The 16,733-nt window shown below is 69.6% G+C and carries 19 protein-coding genes and 1 tRNA gene; 4 read left to right on the plus strand and 16 right to left on the minus strand.

Features of this window, described 5'->3' with window-relative positions:
- Window positions 1–116: 116 nt before the first annotated feature.
- Window positions 117–1,505, minus strand: coding sequence for an MFS transporter (locus ACBY01_RS11035; RefSeq protein WP_416460897.1), 1,389 nt, complete (start codon window positions 1,503–1,505; stop codon window positions 117–119).
- Between the two features lie 102 nt (window positions 1,506–1,607).
- Between ACBY01_RS11035 and ACBY01_RS11040 the strand changes: the two genes are divergently transcribed.
- Complete coding sequence (locus ACBY01_RS11040; protein ID WP_416460898.1) at window positions 1,608–1,922, plus strand: hypothetical protein; 315 nt, start codon at window positions 1,608–1,610, stop codon at window positions 1,920–1,922.
- 194 nt (window positions 1,923–2,116) lie between these two features.
- On the opposite strand, the gene ACBY01_RS11045 is transcribed toward ACBY01_RS11040, so the two are convergent.
- The 3 genes from ACBY01_RS11045 to ACBY01_RS11055 are packed head-to-tail and all read right to left on the minus strand — an operon-like array spanning window position 2,117 to window position 4,683.
- Window positions 2,117–2,890, minus strand: coding sequence for an SDR family NAD(P)-dependent oxidoreductase (locus ACBY01_RS11045; RefSeq protein ID WP_416460899.1), 774 nt, complete (start codon window positions 2,888–2,890; stop codon window positions 2,117–2,119).
- 16 nt (window positions 2,891–2,906) lie between these two features.
- A complete protein-coding gene (locus ACBY01_RS11050; RefSeq protein WP_416460900.1) occupies window positions 2,907–4,097 on the minus strand; it encodes a zinc-dependent alcohol dehydrogenase in 1,191 nt (396 codons plus the stop codon).
- 28 nt (window positions 4,098–4,125) lie between these two features.
- Window positions 4,126–4,683: an SRPBCC family protein gene (locus tag ACBY01_RS11055; protein WP_416460901.1), complete on the minus strand. Its 558-nt coding sequence runs from the start codon at window positions 4,681–4,683 to the stop codon at window positions 4,126–4,128.
- A gap of 247 nt (window positions 4,684–4,930) precedes the next feature.
- Between ACBY01_RS11055 and cysS the strand changes: the two genes are divergently transcribed.
- Window positions 4,931–6,388, plus strand: a complete 1,458-nt coding sequence (gene cysS, locus ACBY01_RS11060) for a cysteine--tRNA ligase (protein ID WP_416460902.1) — start codon at window positions 4,931–4,933, stop codon at window positions 6,386–6,388.
- A gap of 536 nt (window positions 6,389–6,924) precedes the next feature.
- Window positions 6,925–8,298: a class II 3-deoxy-7-phosphoheptulonate synthase gene (locus ACBY01_RS11065; protein ID WP_416460955.1), complete on the plus strand. Its 1,374-nt coding sequence runs from the start codon at window positions 6,925–6,927 to the stop codon at window positions 8,296–8,298.
- Window positions 8,299–8,341: 43 nt separating this feature from the next.
- On the opposite strand, the gene ACBY01_RS11070 is transcribed toward ACBY01_RS11065, so the two are convergent.
- The 10 genes from ACBY01_RS11070 to ACBY01_RS11115 all read right to left on the minus strand — a co-directional run bounded on the left by ACBY01_RS11070 (window position 8,342) and on the right by ACBY01_RS11115 (window position 15,507).
- On the minus strand, window positions 8,342–9,058 hold the full coding sequence (locus ACBY01_RS11070; protein ID WP_416460903.1) for a Crp/Fnr family transcriptional regulator: 717 nt from the start codon (window positions 9,056–9,058) through the stop codon (window positions 8,342–8,344).
- A 109-nt stretch (window positions 9,059–9,167) separates the two neighbouring features.
- Window positions 9,168–9,830, minus strand: coding sequence for a tetratricopeptide repeat protein (locus tag ACBY01_RS11075; RefSeq protein ID WP_416460904.1), 663 nt, complete (start codon window positions 9,828–9,830; stop codon window positions 9,168–9,170).
- Window positions 9,830–10,243 carry a cytochrome c-type biogenesis protein gene (locus tag ACBY01_RS11080; protein ID WP_416460905.1) on the minus strand — a complete coding sequence of 138 codons (414 nt, stop codon included), beginning with the start codon at window positions 10,241–10,243 and terminating at the stop codon, window positions 9,830–9,832. Before ACBY01_RS11080 ends, ACBY01_RS11075 begins: the two co-directional genes overlap by 1 nt.
- Window positions 10,240–10,764, minus strand: a complete 525-nt coding sequence (locus tag ACBY01_RS11085; protein WP_416460906.1) for a DsbE family thiol:disulfide interchange protein — start codon at window positions 10,762–10,764, stop codon at window positions 10,240–10,242. The genes ACBY01_RS11080 and ACBY01_RS11085 overlap by 4 nt, the downstream gene beginning before the upstream one ends.
- Window positions 10,761–12,704 (minus strand): heme lyase CcmF/NrfE family subunit, encoded by a 1,944-nt coding sequence (locus ACBY01_RS11090; RefSeq protein WP_416460907.1) that lies wholly within the window; start codon window positions 12,702–12,704, stop codon window positions 10,761–10,763. The genes ACBY01_RS11085 and ACBY01_RS11090 overlap by 4 nt, the downstream gene beginning before the upstream one ends.
- Window positions 12,701–13,135 (minus strand): cytochrome c maturation protein CcmE, encoded by a 435-nt coding sequence (gene ccmE, locus ACBY01_RS11095; RefSeq protein WP_416460908.1) that lies wholly within the window; start codon window positions 13,133–13,135, stop codon window positions 12,701–12,703. The genes ACBY01_RS11090 and ccmE overlap by 4 nt, the downstream gene beginning before the upstream one ends.
- The gene (locus ACBY01_RS11100) at window positions 13,132–13,260 is read right to left on the minus strand and encodes a hypothetical protein (protein ID WP_416460909.1); all 129 of its coding nucleotides are present in this window, start codon (window positions 13,258–13,260) and stop codon (window positions 13,132–13,134) included. Before ACBY01_RS11100 ends, ccmE begins: the two co-directional genes overlap by 4 nt.
- Window positions 13,257–13,982 (minus strand): heme ABC transporter permease CcmC, encoded by a 726-nt coding sequence (gene ccmC, locus ACBY01_RS11105; protein ID WP_416460956.1) that lies wholly within the window; start codon window positions 13,980–13,982, stop codon window positions 13,257–13,259. The genes ACBY01_RS11100 and ccmC overlap by 4 nt, the downstream gene beginning before the upstream one ends.
- Window positions 13,983–14,353: 371 nt before the next feature.
- Window positions 14,354–15,400 carry a Glu/Leu/Phe/Val family dehydrogenase gene (locus ACBY01_RS11110; RefSeq protein ID WP_416460910.1) on the minus strand — a complete coding sequence of 349 codons (1,047 nt, stop codon included), beginning with the start codon at window positions 15,398–15,400 and terminating at the stop codon, window positions 14,354–14,356.
- A gap of 30 nt (window positions 15,401–15,430) precedes the next feature.
- A tRNA-His gene (locus ACBY01_RS11115) sits at window positions 15,431–15,507 on the minus strand.
- A gap of 134 nt (window positions 15,508–15,641) precedes the next feature.
- On the opposite strand from ACBY01_RS11115, the gene ACBY01_RS11120 reads away from it, so the two are divergent.
- A complete protein-coding gene (locus ACBY01_RS11120; protein WP_416460911.1) occupies window positions 15,642–16,307 on the plus strand; it encodes a prolyl hydroxylase family protein in 666 nt (221 codons plus the stop codon).
- A gap of 68 nt (window positions 16,308–16,375) precedes the next feature.
- Here ACBY01_RS11120 and ACBY01_RS11125 read toward each other — a convergent pair whose 3' ends face one another.
- Together ACBY01_RS11125 and ACBY01_RS11130 are read right to left on the minus strand one after the other, a co-directional pair.
- Window positions 16,376–16,546: a hypothetical protein gene (locus ACBY01_RS11125; protein WP_416460913.1), complete on the minus strand. Its 171-nt coding sequence runs from the start codon at window positions 16,544–16,546 to the stop codon at window positions 16,376–16,378.
- Window positions 16,536–16,703, minus strand: a complete 168-nt coding sequence (locus ACBY01_RS11130; RefSeq protein WP_416460914.1) for a hypothetical protein — start codon at window positions 16,701–16,703, stop codon at window positions 16,536–16,538. The genes ACBY01_RS11125 and ACBY01_RS11130 overlap by 11 nt, the downstream gene beginning before the upstream one ends.
- Window positions 16,704–16,733 lie beyond the last annotated feature (30 nt).

Below are 16,733 nucleotides of genomic sequence, written 5' to 3' on the forward strand. Positions count from 1 at the left end.
TCAGCATCGCCGACTCCTCAGCCAGACCATGCCCCGTTCTACACCATCTCTGTCCCGCCAACCTCCACCATTGCCGCAAAGCCAACCTCGCGAAACACTACACTTGCGCAGGAGCACTAACCCTCTCGGTACCCTTCCCGGTCTTGCGGGCGTTGGGCCAGATCGGCGACGATCGCCGCATGCGCGCCGCGGCGCAGCGGGTTGGCGCGCATCACCAGCGCCGACGCGGCGAAGCACAGCGCCGGCACCAGCAGCATGACCCAGCGGATGCCGGCGATCGTCTCCGGCGTCTGCGCGACTTCGGGACGATAGCCGACCGCCTGATAGACGATGCCCATCAGCGCCGCGGCGAGGCCCAGCGCGACCTTCTGCGTCAGGGCGGAAACGCCGAACCCCAGCGCCTCGACCCGCCCGCCGGCGCGATGCTCGCCATACTCCACCGTGTCGGGCAGCATCGCCCAGAACACCAGGTTGAAGCCGACCAGCGCCGCCTGCATCACCACCAGGAAGACCTGCGCGGTCCAGGCGTCGTTGCCGCCCGCCGCGGCGAACACCGCCACCGCGATCGCTCCGACGGCCGTGGCGGCGAACCACAGCCCGCGCATGCCGGTGCGCGTGCCGACCGCCATCCACATCGGCACGAACAGCGCGCCGGCGAAGCCCATCATCGCCAGCGCCGCCGGCCCGCCCCCAGCATCGCCGACGACATAGTGGAACCAGTAGAGCACCGAGCGGGTGAGCGCGGTCGCGGCCATGCCGATTCCCGCCATCGCGAGGTTGAGCGTGACGAACGCCCGGTTGCGCGCCAGCACCCGCATCGCCGCGCCGATCGCCAGCGGCGGCCGCCCCGGTCCGGGCGCCGCGGGCGAGCCGCGCCCGACCACCAGCAGCAGCGCCGCTCCCACCGCGCCGAACAGCAGCGCCGCCGTCAGATAGCCGCGCGTTCCCGCCAGGCCGCCCGGCGACGCCGCCGCGATCCGCTCGGTGCCGAGCGCCACCACCAGCGCCGCGGCGGTCCCGAACAGCATCCGCAGGCCCGAGATCAGCGCGCGCTGGCCGCTGTCGCCGGTGATCCGCGCGGTCATCGCCGAATAGGGGATGTTGACGAAGGCATAGAGCGCCCGGAACAGCAGGTGCAGCGCCAGCACCGCCGCGACGAGCAGCGCCCCGTCCAGCGGCGGCGCGACGTAGAGCAGCACGAAGCCCAGCCCCAGCGGGATCGCGCCCATGCTCAGGAACCAGCGATAGTCGCGGCGCGACCGCTCCGCCTGGATGCCCACCAGCAGGTCGGCGACGCCGTCCCACACCGATCCGAGCAGCAGCACCAGCCCCGCCACCGCCGGCGACAGCCGCAGCGCGTCGGTGTAGAAGAACAGGAGGAAGAAGCTGAGGCTCTGCCAATAGAGGTTGCAGGCGAAATCGCCCGAGGCGAACAGCGCGATCCGCGGCAACGACGGGCCGGGCGTCGCCTGCGGCGGGGGTGCGGAAACGGGGGAGGACTGCATTCGCCCCATCACGCGCTGCCCGCGCGCCGCTGTCAACCGCGGCCCGCTGCCGGAACGCGGTGCGGCGCCAGCGCGTTCGATCGGCCAAAACAGGAGAGTCCCATGACCCACATCGCCGCCACCTCCCCGATCGAGCGCATCGCCCGCGTGCTGGTCGCGCATGCGCTGAGCCCTAACGGCCGCGGCGACGCCGAACCCGACGAGGTCGTCAGCGCCGAGGTCAAGGAACGGCTGCCCGACGAACTGCCCCGCGCCGCGGCGATCCTGCGCGCGCTGCGCGAGCCGAGCCGGGAGATGGTCGAGGCCGGCAACGCGATGACGGGTGCCGACGCGGCGGAGATCTGGGACGCGATGGTCCGCGCCGCGCTGGGGGAAACGCCGCGCGGGCCGGCCGCGGCGCCGCAGCCGATCGCATAGCTGCGTAGCCCAGGAGCTGCCCACCCCAGGAGCATAAACTGTTCCCCGGCGAAAGCCGGGGCCCAGTTGGGATAGCTGCTGGAGAGGCCGTCGACCCTCGCCAAGCGCCCCCAACTGGGCCCCGGCCGTCGCCGGGGAACGGCTCGGTGGCGCACAAGAAAGGGAAGCGTAGCTCCCCCTTCCCCTTGCCGGCCTTACTGTCCCTCGGGCTTGGCCATGTTCTCGTGCATGTTGGCCAGGACCGTGTCCGGGAGGATGTGGCTCACCGCCGCCTGCACCTTGTTCTTGGCCCCTGCGACGACGTGCGCCGAGCCGCTCTTCATCGCGTCCCAGCCGGTGCGCGCGACCATGCCGGCGTCGTCCTTGTCCTGCTTGCCGACGGGGGTGTCCATCATGTTGGCGCGCTTGAAGAATTCGGTGTCGGTCGGCCCCGGCATCAGCACGGTGATCGACAGGTTCGTCTCCTTCAGCTCGTTGCGCAGCGCATAGGCGAAGCTGTCGAGATAGGCCTTCGTACCGTTGTACACCGCCTGGTAGCTGCCGGGCATCAGCCCTGCGATCGAGCCGGTGATCAGCACCTGGCCCGCATCGCGCGCCTTCATCCGCTCGATCACCTTCTGCAGCAGATAGGTGGTGCCGGTGATGTTGGTGTCGACCACCCGCCGCCACGCCGCCACGTCCTGCTCGACGAAGGCGTGGCCGAGGCCACGGCCGGCGTTCGCCACCAGCACGTCGATCGGGCGATCGCCGATCGCGGCGAGCAGCTGGTCGTTGCCCTCGATCGTGGCGAGGTCGGCCTGCACCGCCTCCACCGCTACGCCGTCATCGCCGAATCCAGCGGCCGCGGCGTCGATCTGCGGCTCGTCGGCGACGACGATCAGGTCATAGCCCTCGCCCGCGGCGATCTTCGCGATCTCATAGCCGATGCCCGTCGAGGCGCCGGTGATCACTGCCAGTTTGTTTGCCATGTCGATTCCTCTCTTCTCAGGCGGCGGCCTTCGCCATGTCCGGCTTCAGCACCACCTTGGTGCATTCGTTCTGTTCGTTCTTGAACTTGGCATAGCCCTTGGGCGCATCCTCCAGGCTCATCCGGTCGGAGATGAGGAAGGTGGTATCGAGCTTGCCCTCAAGGATCGCTTCGAGCAGTGCCGGCAGATAGCGCTGGACGTGGGTCTGCCCGGTCTTGAGCGTCAGCCCCTTCTCCATCAGCGCGCCGAACGGGAACTTGTCGACGAACCCGCCATAGACGCCGGGCACCGACACGCGCCCGCCCTTGCGGCAGGCGATCACCGCCTGGCGCAGCGCATGCGGACGATCGGTGCCGAGGAAGGTCGACGCCTTGATCTGGTCGACGACGTTGTCGAGGTAGAGTCCGTGGCTCTCCAGCCCGACCGCGTCGATCACCGCATCCGGACCGATCCCGCCGGTCATCGTCATCAGCGCGTCGTAGACGTCGGTTTCCTCGAAGTTGAGCGTCTCCGCGCCCATCTGCCGGGCGAGTTCGAGCCGGTGCGGGAAATGATCGATCGCGATCACGCGATGCGCGCCCAGCACCTTGGCCGACTGGATCGCGAACAGCCCGACCGGGCCGCAGCCCCAGACGGCGACGGTGTCGCCCGGCTCGATGTCGCAATTCTCCGCCGCCATCCAGCCGGTCGGGAGGATGTCGGAGAGGAACAGCACCTTATCGTCCTCGATTCCGTCGGGGATCACGATCGGGCCGACGTCGGAGAAGGGCACGCGGACATATTCCGCCTGGCCGCCCGGATAGCCGCCGGTCATGTGGCTGTAGCCGAACAGCCCGGCGGCCGGCTGGCCCCACAGCTCGCGCGAGATGTCGGTGTTGTCGGCGGGGTTCGAGTTGTCGCACGCCGAATATTGCTGCTTGCCGCAGAAATAGCATTCGCCGCACGCGATGGTGAACGGCACGACGACGCGCTGGCCCTTCTTGAGCGTGGACTTGGGGCCGGTCTCGACCACCTCGCCCATGAACTCGTGGCCCAGGATGTCGCCGGCCTTCATCGTCGGGATGTAGCCGTCGTAGAGGTGGAGGTCCGACCCGCAGATCGCGGTCGAGGTGATCTTGATGATCGCGTCGCGCGGGTTGAGGATCTCGGGATCGGGTACCGTATCCACGCGGACGTCGTGCTTGCCGTGCCAGGTGAGCGCTCGCATCGGGTATTCCTTCGCGAAAAGAGGGGGATCAGGCCTTGGGGGCGGGATTGGGCGGCGTGCTGGTCGCGATCTCGCCCGTCTCCAGGAACTGCTTGAGGCGGCGCAGGTCGCGACGCGCCTGGATCGCCGGCTCCTTCTGGGTCAGCTTGGCGACGACCTTGCCAACGAAGCCGCCCGGCGGATCATAGGCGATCGCCGCCGTCACCACCGTGCCGCGGCCCGGAGCGGCGTCGGCGAAGGAAACCCAGCCGCTGTTCCGCACGTCCGCATCCTCGCCCGACTTCCAGGCGATGCGCTCGCCCTCGACGTCTTCGGTGACGATCGCGTCCCACTCGTAGGTGGTCGTCGGCCCCTTCACCGTCCAATGGGAGCGGCTGCGGTCGATCACGTCGATCGACTCCACATTCTCCATCACCCCGACGAGGTTGGAGAAGTCGCGCCAGAAGGCGTAGACTTCGGCGCGCGGCTTGTTGATCGTGACGGCGACGCCGCTCACCGACGGCTCGCGGCCCGGCGTGTCGGCGCGCCGCGTGGCTGCGTCTTTCGCAAGGATGTCGGGCGCGTCGTCGCTTGCCTCATCGCTCATCGCATCGCTCCTTGTTGTTGAGTTTGCGGCGCTTTCGAACCGCTTGTGCTGCCAACCGATGGCTTGCGCAGCCGTTCCGCGCCGGCCGCGAAAAGTGTGCTGTTCGAAGATGCGCCGTGCGGCGCGTCGCGGCACCGGCCCGCTCCCCCACCCGGCCACCCAGCGCCAGCATCCTATGGGTGGTCGGGTGGGGGAGCGGGCCGGTGCCGCCTTCCCGAACAAGACACCGCGCGCTATGCGCCCGGCCATGTCGACCGCACCGCTCACGCTCTACAATTCGCTGACCCGCTCGCCGGAGCACTTCGCGCCGGTCGATCCCGCGCGGGGAGCGCGCGTCTATTCGTGCGGGCCCACGGTCTACAACTACGCCCATATCGGCAACCTGCGCGCGTACGTCTTCACCGACACGCTGGGGCGCGTGCTGCGATGGAAGGGCTATCCCCTCACCCACGTCATCAACATCACCGACGTCGGCCACCTGACCTCCGACGCCGACGCCGGCGACGACAAGATGGAAGCCGCCGCCCGCGCCCAGGCGCAGAGCATCTGGGACATCGCTGCGCACTATACCGCCGCGTTCAAACGCAACCTCGCCGACCTCAACATCGTCGATCCCACCCGCTGGTCGGTCGCGACCGACCACATCGCCGAGATGATCGCCTTCGCCGAAAAGATCGCGCCCGAGCATTGCTACGAACTCGACAGCGGCTTGTATTTCGACAGCCGGAGCGTGCCCAACTACGGCCGGCTGGCGGGCGGGCAGGACGACGCCGGCGAGGGCCGTATCGATCCGGTCGCGGGCAAGCGCCACCCGCAGGACTTCGCGATCTGGCGCAAGTCGCCGCCGGGCGAGCAGCGCCAGATGGAATGGGACTCCCCCTGGGGCAAGGGCGCGCCCGGCTGGCACCTCGAATGCTCGGTGATGAGCCTGAAGTATCTCGGGCCCGAGCCGTTCGACATCCACACCGGCGGCATCGACCATCGCGAGATCCACCACCCCAACGAGATCGCGCAGAACCAAGCCTATTGCGGCTGCACCGATGCCGAGCCGGATTTCACCGGCGCGCGCATTTGGATGCACAACAACTTCCTGGTCGAACGATCGGGCAAGATGTCGAAGTCCAAGGGCGGCTTCACCACGCTGCAGACGCTGATCGACGCCGGCGTCCACCCGCTCGCCTACCGCCTGATGTGCCTGTCGGCGCACTATCGCAGCGAGCTGGAGTTCTCGGGCGAGAACCTGCTCGCGGCGCTGACCCGGCTCAAGCGGCTGGTGATGACGGTGTCGGCGCTCAAGGCACGCGCCGGAGACGTGGAAGGTGGCGTGGACAAGGCCGCCGCGTACCTCGCGCGGCTGGACGAAGCGGTGGCGGACGATCTCGCCACCCCGCGTGCGCTGCCGGTGCTCGACGAATTGCTTGCGGACAAGAAGCTGTCGCCGGCCGACCGCCTCACGGCGCTGGCCGAGTTCGACGCGGTGCTCGGGCTGAACCTGCGGACGCTCGACCGCGCGGACCTGCGGGTGCGACCCGCCGCCGCGACGCTCACCGCCGAGGCGGTCGAGACGCGGCTCGCCGAGCGCAAGCAGGCGCGTGCCGACAAGGATTTCGCGCGATCGGACGCGATCCGCGATGCGCTGGCGGCGGATGGGATCGAGGTGATGGACGGCGATCCGCTCGGCTGGGACTGGAAGCCGGGGTTCTGAGGACGGGGTTGCCGGGCGTACGCTCCTGCGTGCGCCGCAGCGACACCCCCCCCCAATCAGTCCCTCTCCGTCACCCCAGCGGAAGCTGGGGTCTCCCAGCGGCTCCTGCCCCGCTCTTTCACGGGGAGATCCAGCTTGCGCTGGGATGACGAGCTGGGGCAGCCGGGCCTCCGCTTGCAATTCGTCACTTTATGCGGAGGGCTGAAGTCTTCTGCGGCTCCTAACCCCGCCGCCACCATCACGTGCAGGGTCGCCGCAGGACCACTGACGCACAAACTCGCTTGCGCCCGCTTACCCCTTTCGGGTAACCCACACCTATGACGACGCTAGCCGGTGCCAAGATTCGACGTTTCCGCGAAGAACGCGCGCTCACCCGCGCGGGGTTCGGGGCGTGGCACGATACGCCGGGCAGCACCGTTCAAGGCTGGGAGGAAGACGGCAAGCGTGCCAATGCCAAGGTGGTCAACCAGATCGCCGCGAACGGCATCGCGCATCACGCCGACTGGTTCATCCCGGCTCCCTCGCTGGAGAATGCCATGCTCGCGAACTGGGCTCCCGACAGCTGGAAACGGGCCGAGGCCCGCCAGATGCCCGACTATCCCGACGCCCACGCGCTCGACGCCGCCACCGCGCAGCTCGCGAGCTTCCCGCCCCTGGTGTTCGCGGGCGAGGCGCGCAACCTGACGGCCGAGCTGGCCGAGGTGGCCGCTGGCCGCGCCTTCCTGCTCCAGGGCGGCGACTGTGCGGAGAGTTTCGCCGAGCATAGCGCCAACAACATCCGCGACACCTTCCGCGTGCTGCTGCAGATGGCGGTGGTGCTGACCTTCGCGTCCAAGCTGCCGACGGTGAAGCTCGGTCGCATGGCCGGCCAGTTCGCCAAGCCGCGCTCGACCGCGATGGAGGCGCAGGACGGGGTCGAACTGCCGAGCTACCGCGGCGACATCGTCAACGACATCGCCTTCACGCCCGAATCGCGCATCCCCGATCCACAGCGGATGATCCGCGGCTATTCGCAGTCGGCGGCGACGCTCAACCTGCTGCGCGCCTTCGCGACCGGCGGCTATGCGAACCTGCACCAGGTGCATCGCTGGACCCACGACTTCATGGGCCGCGGGCCGCTCGCGGAGCGCTATGCCGACATAGCCGACCGCATCGGCGAGGCGCTGGACTTCATGTCCGCCTGCGGCATCGACGCCGACAGCGTGCCGCAGCTGAAGGCGACCAGCTTCTACACCAGCCACGAGGCGCTGCTGCTCCCGTACGAACAGGCGCTGACCCGGCAGGACTCGCTGACCGGCGACTGGTACGACACGTCCGCCCACTTCCTGTGGATCGGCGACCGCACCCGGTTCGAGGGCTCGGCGCACGTCGAATATCTGCGCGGCATCCGCAATCCGATCGGCATGAAGTGCGGGCCGAGCCTGGAGCCCGACGCGCTGCTGCGCCTTCTCGATGTGCTCAATCCGGGCCGCGTGCCGGGGCGGATGACGCTCATCACCCGCTACGGCCACGACAAGATCGAGAAGCACCTGCCGACGCTGGTCCGCGCCGTCCAGCGCGAGGGGCATCCGGTCGTATGGAGCTGCGATCCGATGCACGGCAACGTCGTCAAGGCGGCCAACGGCCTCAAGACGCGTCCGTTCGACCGCATCCTGGCCGAAGTGCGCGGCTTCTTCGCGGTGCATCGCGCCGAGGGCAGCTTCGCCGGCGGCATCCATGCCGAGATGACCGGGCAGAACGTCACCGAATGCACCGGCGGCGCGATCGCGGTAACCGAACAGGCACTCGCCGATCGCTACCACACGCATTGCGACCCGCGGCTCAACGCCGGGCAGAGCCTGGAACTGGCGTTCCTGCTCGCCGAGATGCTCAACGCCGAGATGGCCGAGCGCCGCCGCGCCGCCGCCTGACCCTTCGCGGGGGAGGCATCGCCCTCCCCCGTCACCGTCGCGATCAGTGCGAGGGCGGCAACCACGCAGCATTGCGGCACAGCAGCCGCGTCGGTCGCGCGGCAACCTCCGCCAGCGCCGCACGGTCGACGATCGTCAGCCGCTGGCGCTCGCGCGCGATCAGTCCGCAGCGTTCCAGTTCGCGCATCGTCCGGTTGACGTGGACGTTGGTCAGCCCGAGGGCGTCGCCGATCTCCTCCTGGATGAGCGGCAGGACGAACGTGCCGTCGGACACATGGCCGGTCGGCTCCAGTCGCTCGAGCAGGTCGATCAGGAACGCGGCGAGCCGCGATTCGGCCGAAGTCCGGCCCATCGACGTCAACTGGTCCATCAGCGATACGCGCTCGCGCTGGACGCTCAGCAGGAAATAGGCCGCGAGCCGCGGATGGTGCTGGATCAGCTTGCCGAACCGCTCGAACGGGATCGTGACGATCAGCGCCGCGGTGACGGTCGAGATCGTCGCGACGGTGTGCGTCACGCTCATGCTCGGCGTGCCCAGCGCATCGCCGGGCAGATGCACCTTCAGGATCTGCCGGCCGCCCCGCGGCAGCGTGATCGACGCGGCGGCCCACCCTTCCAGCAGCAGGTAGAAGCAGGTCGCCGGAACGCCCTCCGGCCGGATGATCGTCTGGCGGGGATAGGAGGTCAGCGCGTCCCCAAGCGCCTTGATGGCCTCGATCTCGAACGGCGTCAGATCGCCGAATTCCGAGAACCGATGCAACGGCAGATCAACAAGCAAGCGTACCCTCTCCGGCAACTCTTATGGGCGCGCCAATGGCAGAGGGTTTCGGCGCGATCAACAGGCCGGCGCCTAGGTATTTTCCCTGTAATTACCGTGCGGAAGGCTGCCCCGCCCCCGCCGCGCGCTCGCTCGCCCGAAGCGCGATCAGCCGGTCGACCAGCACCAGCCGCATCGCGATGTCCTGGCGATAGGACACACCCTTCGGCGTCCGCTCCAGCGCCCGCAGCCACAGCGCGCGGCTGCGACCGAAATCGTCGGTGCGCGCCTGGGCGAGGCCGTAGAAGAACGCCGGCCCGGGGTGCTTCGGGGCGAGGCGAAGCCCCTGCTCGAACGCCAACTTGGCCGCGGGCGACAGCGTGCCGCCGTCCTTCTCGACCAGCATCATGCCGAGCCAGGTCCACAGCGCGGCGCTCTGCGGCGCCTTCTGCACGCCGCCCATCATCACCTGCGCGGCCGCAGCCGGATTGCCGGCGGACAGCAGCGCATCGGCGGCGACGAAATAGGTCTCCTCGAAGTTGAAGCGGCCGAACATGGCCTGGCGCAGTTCCTTCAACCCCGGGTCGATCGTCCGCCGCTCGCGCTGCCCTTCGGCCGAGACGCCGGCGAGACCCGGACGCCCCTGCACCGAATAGCCGATCGCCCCCAGCATGATCGCGGCGCCGACCAACGACCACAGCGCGGGTGCCACGCGCAGCCGCCACAGCAGCACCGCCGAGGCGGCCGCCAGCAGGCCCAGCATCACCCAGCCCATCAGCCCCTCCTCCGCCGGCGGAAGCTCCGCCGCGCGAGCAACACGCCCACGCCGAGCAGCAGCAACGGCGCGATCCACAGCGGCAGCGTCGCCGCGTCGAGCGGCGGGTCGTAGCTGACGTAGCTGCCGTAGCGCTCCATCAGCCAGTCGCGCACCGCCTCCGGCCGCTCGCCGCGGGCGATGCGCTGGCGCACCAGCGCGCGCATGTCGCCGGCCATCTCGGCATCGCTGTCGGCGATCGACTGCCCCTGGCAGACCAGGCAGCGAAGCGTGTTCATCAGCGCCTTCGCCTGCGCTTCCTTCGCCGGATCGGGCAGCTGGGTATAGGCGAGCGGCGCCGGCGGAAGGTCCGAATCGGCGAGAGCGGGCGCGGCGAGCAGCAGCGCGAGTGCCGCGAGGCCGATGCGGCTCATCGTGCCGCCTCCAGCACGCGCAGCAGTTCGGGCACGTCGTCGTCGCGAATGTCGCCGATGTGCTGCGCGCGGATGATGCCCTTGCCGTCGATCACGAACGTCTCGGGCACGCCCGACGAGCCGAGCGCGAGCTGGACCTGACTGGTGGGATCGTCGCCGATCGCCGCATAGGGGTCGCCGTTCTCGGCAAGGAAACGCCGGACGTCGGCCGGCCGGTCGCGGATCGCGATCGCGCGGATGTCGACGCCGGCCTCCTTGAGACGGAGCAGCTTGGGCGCCTCGGCCAGGCACGGCACGCACCAGCTGGCGAAGACGTTGAGCAGCTTCGGCTTGCCGTCGCGAAAGGCGGCGTCGTCGAGACCGGGCTTGCCGGGCAGCGACGCCGGCAGGCTGAACGCGGGCAAGGGCTTGCCGACCAGCCGCGAGCGCACCGTGGTGTCGGTGGGCCGCAGGTTGAGCGCGACCAGCAGCACCAGCGCTGCAAAGGCGGCTAGCGGTACCCAGAGCAGCCACCGCTTCATGCCAGCACCTCCCGGCGCGCGGTCCGCCGCTCACGCCACAAGCGGCCGACCAGCGACAGCAGGCCGCCGATCGCGATCAGCGCGCCGCCCGCCCAGATCAGCGTCACCAGCGGCTTCCACCACAGACGAAGCTGGCGGCGGCCGCCCTCGCTCGCCTGGCCGAGCACGACGTAGAGCTGGCCGTCGAGCGCGCTGGTGATCGCCGCCTCGCTGGTTTCGGTCGGCGGCGCCGAGAAATAGCGCTGCTGCGGCGCGATCCAGAACCGCCGGCTACCGCGCTCGACGCGCATCCGCCCCTCGATCGCGGTCCAGTTGGGGCCGATCACCGGGCGAACGCCCTCCAGCGTGACGCGGTACGGCCCGACCTGCTGGGTCTCGCCGACCCCGGCGGCGACCAGCACCTCGCGGGTGAAGGCGCTCTCGCTCGCCATGCCGGCAAGGCTGACGGCGACACCCAGATGGGAGATCACCATGCCCCAGGTGAACAGCGGCGTGCGGCGCAGGTTGCGCCCCCACAACGGCGCGACGCTCGCGACGGCAAGGCCTGCGGCCAGCGCCAGCCCGAGCAGCGACAGCACGCCGATCCCGGGGGCGAGCAGCAGCACCGCGACCAGCACCACGCCCGTCACCGCCGTCGGCACCAGCATCCGGCGGCCGAGCGCGCGCGCCTCGTCGCGGCGCCAGCGCAGCAGCGGCCCGGCGGCGAGTGCCGCCACCAGCAGCAGCGCGATCGGCCCCACCGTCTTGTTGAAGAAGGGCGGGCCGACCGACAGCTGCACATCCATCGCCTGCGCGACGAGCGGGTAGAGCGTACCGATCAGCACGATCCCCAGCATCACCGACAGCAGCAGGTTGTTCAGCACCAGTCCCGCCTCGCGGCTGACCGGATCGAAGGTGGCGCCCTGCCGCACCGTGCCGATGCGCAGCGCGAACAGCGTCAGCGCGCCGCCGATGTAGAGTACGAGCAGCGCCAGGATGAAACCGCCGCGGGTGGGGTCGACCGCAAAAGCGTGGACGCTGGTGAGGATGCCCGAGCGCACCAGGAAGGTGCCGACCATCGACATGGAGAAGGCGACCACCGCCAGCATCACCGTCCAGGCGCGAAGGCCGTCGCGGGTGGCGAGCACCGTCACCGAATGGAGCAGCGCGGTCGCCGCCAGCCACGGCATCAGCGACGCGTTCTCGACCGGGTCCCAAAACCACCAGCCGCCCCAGCCGAGCTCGTAATAGGCCCAATAGCTGCCGGCGGTGATGCCGAGCGTCAGGAACACCCAGGCGCCGAGCACCCAAGGCCGCATCGCGCGGGCGAACTGCGGGCCGACATCGCGGGTGACCAGCGCGCCGATTGCGAAGGAGAAGGCGACCGACAGCCCGACATAGCCGAAGTAGAGCGTCGGCGGATGAAAGGCGAGGCCCGGGTCCTGAAGCAGCGGGTTGAGCCCCATCCCCTCGGCCGGGGTCGGCACCAGCCGCGCGAACGGATTGGACGCGATCAGCAGGAAGGCGAAGAAGCCGAGCGCGATCGCCGCCTGCCCGCCGAGTGTCGCGACCAGCGTGCGGTCCTCCAGCCGCTTCTCGAGCAGCGCGATCGCCGCGCCGGCGAGGCCGAGCACCGTCACCCACAGGAGCATCGACCCCTCATGGTTCCCCCAGGCGCCGGCGATCTTGTAGAGCATCGGCTTGGCCGAATGGCTGTTCTCGGCGACCAGCAGCACGGTCAGGTCGGTGCGGACGAACACCAGCACCAGCGCGCCGAAGGCGAAGGCGGTGAGCAGCCCCTGCACCACCGCGATCGGCCGCACCGCACCGAGCAGTTCGGCACCGCCCGCAGCCGGCGTGGCGCTACGCGTCATCCGCAGCCCCAGCGTCGCCGCCACCAGCTGCAGCAGCGCCAGCGCGGCGGCAAGCCACAGCGCGGCGAGCCCGGCCTCGGCGATCATGGCTCCAGCGTCTCGGTCTTGTGCATCTTGCCGGCCATCTCGGGCGGCATGTAGCGCTCGTCGTGCTTGGCCAGCAGATTGTCGGCGACGAAGCTGCCGTCGGGGCGGAAGCGCCCTTCCGCGACCACGCCCGAATCCTCCTTGAACAGGTCGGGCGCGATGCCGCTGAAGCGCACCGGCACCTGCGCGGCGCCGTCGGTGACGGTGAAGGCGATGGTGACGCCGTCGGGCTGGCGCCGGATCGATCCCCTAGCGACCATTCCGCCCAAGCGCACGGCACGGTCGACCGGCGGCGCGGCCTTGGCGACGTCGGACGGCGCGTAGAAGAACGCAGCCTCGTCCTGCAGCGCGGAGAGCGCGAGGCCGCTCGCACCGAGGATGGCGGCGACGGCGAGCGCCACCAGGGTCAGGCGTTGATGCTTGGGCTTCACTTCTTCCTCTGGCGCTCGGCCTGTGCTTCGGCGCGTCGCATCGCGATCCAGGCGGCCGCGGCCATCGCCGCGGTGCCCCCGATGGTCAGCGCATAGGCGCCGATCACGAACGGCCAAGGATTCATGCCGCCGCCATCCGGCGCATCCGCGCCTCGACCTTGATGCGGGCCAGATCGGCGCGCATGCGCATCAGCACGATGCCGACGAACAGCAGCGTGAAGCCGACGAGCGTGAAGCCGAGCGGCCACAGGATGGTGGTGTCGACGGTGGACTTGGTGAGCGTGATGCTCGGCCCCTGGTGGAGCGTGCGCCACCAGATCACCGAATAGCGGATCACCGGCAGCAGCGCCGTGCCCGCGATCCCGAAGAGCGCGGGGATGCGGCCGTCGCCGTCGCGCTCGGCATCGGCACGCGACAGCGCGAGATACGCCAGATAGACGAAGAACAGCAGCAGCATCGACGTCAGCCGCCCGTCCCACTGCCACCAGGTGCCCCAGGTCGGGCGCCCCCAGATCGATCCGGTGGCGAGGCACAGCGCGGCAAACACCGCCCCCGGCAGCGCGACCGCGCGCGCGGCGATCACCGCCAGCGGATGGCGCCAGACGAGATAGACGATGCTGGAGACGGCGATGCCCGTCCACCCGCCCATCCCCAGCCAGGCGGTGGGCACGTGCAGATAGAGGATCCGCACCGTCTCGCCCTGCAGATAGTCGGGCGGCGTCTGCGTCAGCCCGGCCCACGCACCGAAGGCGAGCAGCAGGCTGCCGAGCACCAGCGCGACCGGCGTCAGCGGACGGGCGATCGACAGAAATCGCGTCGGATTGGCAAAGGCGTGGAGGGTCGGCACGATCAGCCACAAGGGTTAAGCGAAATTGGCCGGGGCGTCACCCCGATGCCGCGCTTATTCGGCGAGCCGCCGCCCGGCAACATTGCGCGGGATCAAATTGCGCCGTGGCGAAGTTCCGGGAGCAGCTTCGTCACGCTGACGGAAGTCGGCATCGTAGAACGCACCCACCATCCCCCCATAGCCGTTCGCCTCGAGTAGCCGTCGAGCTTGTCGAGACGGCGTATCGAGAGGTCGGCGCTTGCGGCTCTCTCGATACGGGCTCTCGACAAGCCGATCCCTACTCGAGACGAACGGAAAAGGACCGGGTGACGGTGCCTGTCGAGGTTGAGCGTCGTGCCGATCCCTATGTGCGTCGGGACAGCGAACCGAACTCAGCGCCCGATGCGACGCTGGGCGATGCGGTCGGCGACGGCGGCGTGCGAATCGCCGGTGCGGTCGGCTTCGTCCCACACCTCGACGAGACGCTCGGGGATCTGCGCCAGGCGCGCGTCGACTTCGGCGCGGTCACCCTGACCGAGATATTCGAGCGCGACGTTGATGATGCCGCCGGCGTTGATGACATAGTCCGGGGCATAGAGGATGCCGCGGTCGTGCAGCCGCGCGCCGTCCTCGGGCGCCGCGAGCTGGTTGTTGGCGCCGCCCGCCACCGCCTTGCACCGCAGCGCGTCGATCGTCGTCGCGTCGAGGATCGCGCCGAGGGCATTCGGGCTGACGATGTCGACCTCGCTGGTGAGGATCGCGTCCGGCGCGACCAGCGTCGCGCCATGCTGGTCGACGAAGCGCTGCGCCCGCGCCGCATCGACGTCCGCGACGGTCAGCAGCGCGCCATCGGCGGCGAGCATCTGCGCCAGCCGGCCGCCGACGCTGCCCAGGCCCTGCACGGCGACGCGCACGCCCTTCATGTCGTCGGTGCCGAGCGCCCGCTTCGCTGCGGCGCGCAGGCCCAGGTAGATGCCCTTGGCGGTATACGGCCCCGGATCGCCGCCGACCTTCTCGCCCTCGGCCGGCAGGCCGGAGACGTAGCGGGTCGCCTTGGCGATCGCGATCATGTCGGCTTCGGCGATGCCGACGTCCTCGGCGGTGACGTAGCGGCCGCCGAGCGAGTCGACCGCGCGGCCGAACGCCTCGAGCATCGCCGGTGTCTTGGTGCGCGCCGGATCGGCCAGGATCACGCCCTTGCCCCCGCCCATCGGCAGGCCGGCCATCGCGTTCTTGTAGCTCATGCCGCGCGACAGGCGCAGCGCGTCGGTGATCGCCGCGGCACTGTCGGCATAATGCCAAAAGCGGACGCCGCCGGCGGCCGGGCCGAGCTTGGTCGAGTGGACGGCGATCACCGCCTGGAGCCCGGTCTCCCGATCGGAGAAGAGATGCACGCCCTCGTGCTCGTCGAAATCGGGGAAGCCCCAGTCGGTCTGCACTGGCAAAGGTCCGCGTGTCAGGAAAGGGAGTGGGGCGACCGACGGGACTTGAACCCGCAACTTCCGGCATCACAAGCCGGCGCTCTAACCAATTGAACTACGGTCGCCGCGAAGCCGCGCGCTTAGACGGGGTCGGCTCGATCCGTCAAGCTGGTGTCGCGTTCCGGCGCAAAGTTTGTCGCCATCTCTCCGCCGCAGTGCCGCTGGCATCGTCGGGCGGGCTCTGGCAGGAGAAGGCGCCATGCAGACGCCCCCCGCCCCCTCGCTCGGCTCCGGCTATCCGGCCGAACCGATCATTGCGCACATCCTTGCCCAGCCCGGCGTGCAGCGCGTGCCGAGCCCGAAGCTGACCTTGTTCATGGTGCGCGACTTCCTGCCGGCCGAATTGTGCGCGGCGATGATCGCCCGGATCGATGCCAATCGCCGCCCCTCCACCGTCTCCGACTACAACGGCGATGCGGCGTTCCGGACGAGCGAGACGTGCGACCTCGATCGTGCCGACCGCCAGGTGGCGGAGGTGGAAGCGCGCATCCACGGCTTCTGCGGGATCGACCCGGCACATGGCGAGCCGCTGCAGGGGCAGCGCTACGCGCTGGGACAGGAGTTCAAGGCGCACACCGACTATTTCGAGCCCAAGGGCGTCGACTTCCAGAAATACTGCGGGGTCGCGGGCAACCGCACCTGGACGGTGATGCTCTACCTCAACGCACCGGAGGCGGGCGGCGCGACGCGGTTCAAGGCGATCGACAAGATCGTCCAGCCGGAGACGGGCAAGCTGCTCGCCTGGAACAACCTGCGGCCGGACGGCACGCCCAACCCCTCGACCATCCATCACGGGATGAAGGTGCGCGCGGGCACCAAATACGTGCTGACGAAATGGTTTCGGGAGCGCCCCTGGGGCTGGTGACTCCCGCCGCGGCAGCGGTTCGGCCGGCGATCGGCAGCGGTAGGGTCGCGGCGGCGCTTAGGCAGTGCTTAGTTGCGGAAGATCGGCGAGAGCATCCCGCGCGGGCGCAGCGACCCGAGGCCGCTGCGCCGGCGAAGCTGGTCGGCGTGCTGGGCGATGGCCTGCCCCGCCGCCAGCGACAGCGCGCCGAGCGCCTGACGGTCGAGATCCGCCGCCGTCGGGCCCGGCTTAGTGGGCACGACGGGCCAAACCCTCCTGGTTGTACACGCGATCGAGATAATAGCCGGCGAGCAGGTAATGCGCCTTCACCGCGGCAGGATCGGCCGCCGTCTGCGCGCGCTCCAGTTCGGTCTCCGCCCTGCGGTAATAGTATTGAAGATCGTCGTCGCGTTGCATTTCGAGCTCCATCCACCCCGTTTCGGCCCA

The organism is Sphingomonas mangrovi, assembly GCF_047975845.1.
GTDB lineage: Bacteria > Pseudomonadota > Alphaproteobacteria > Sphingomonadales > Sphingomonadaceae > Sphingomonas.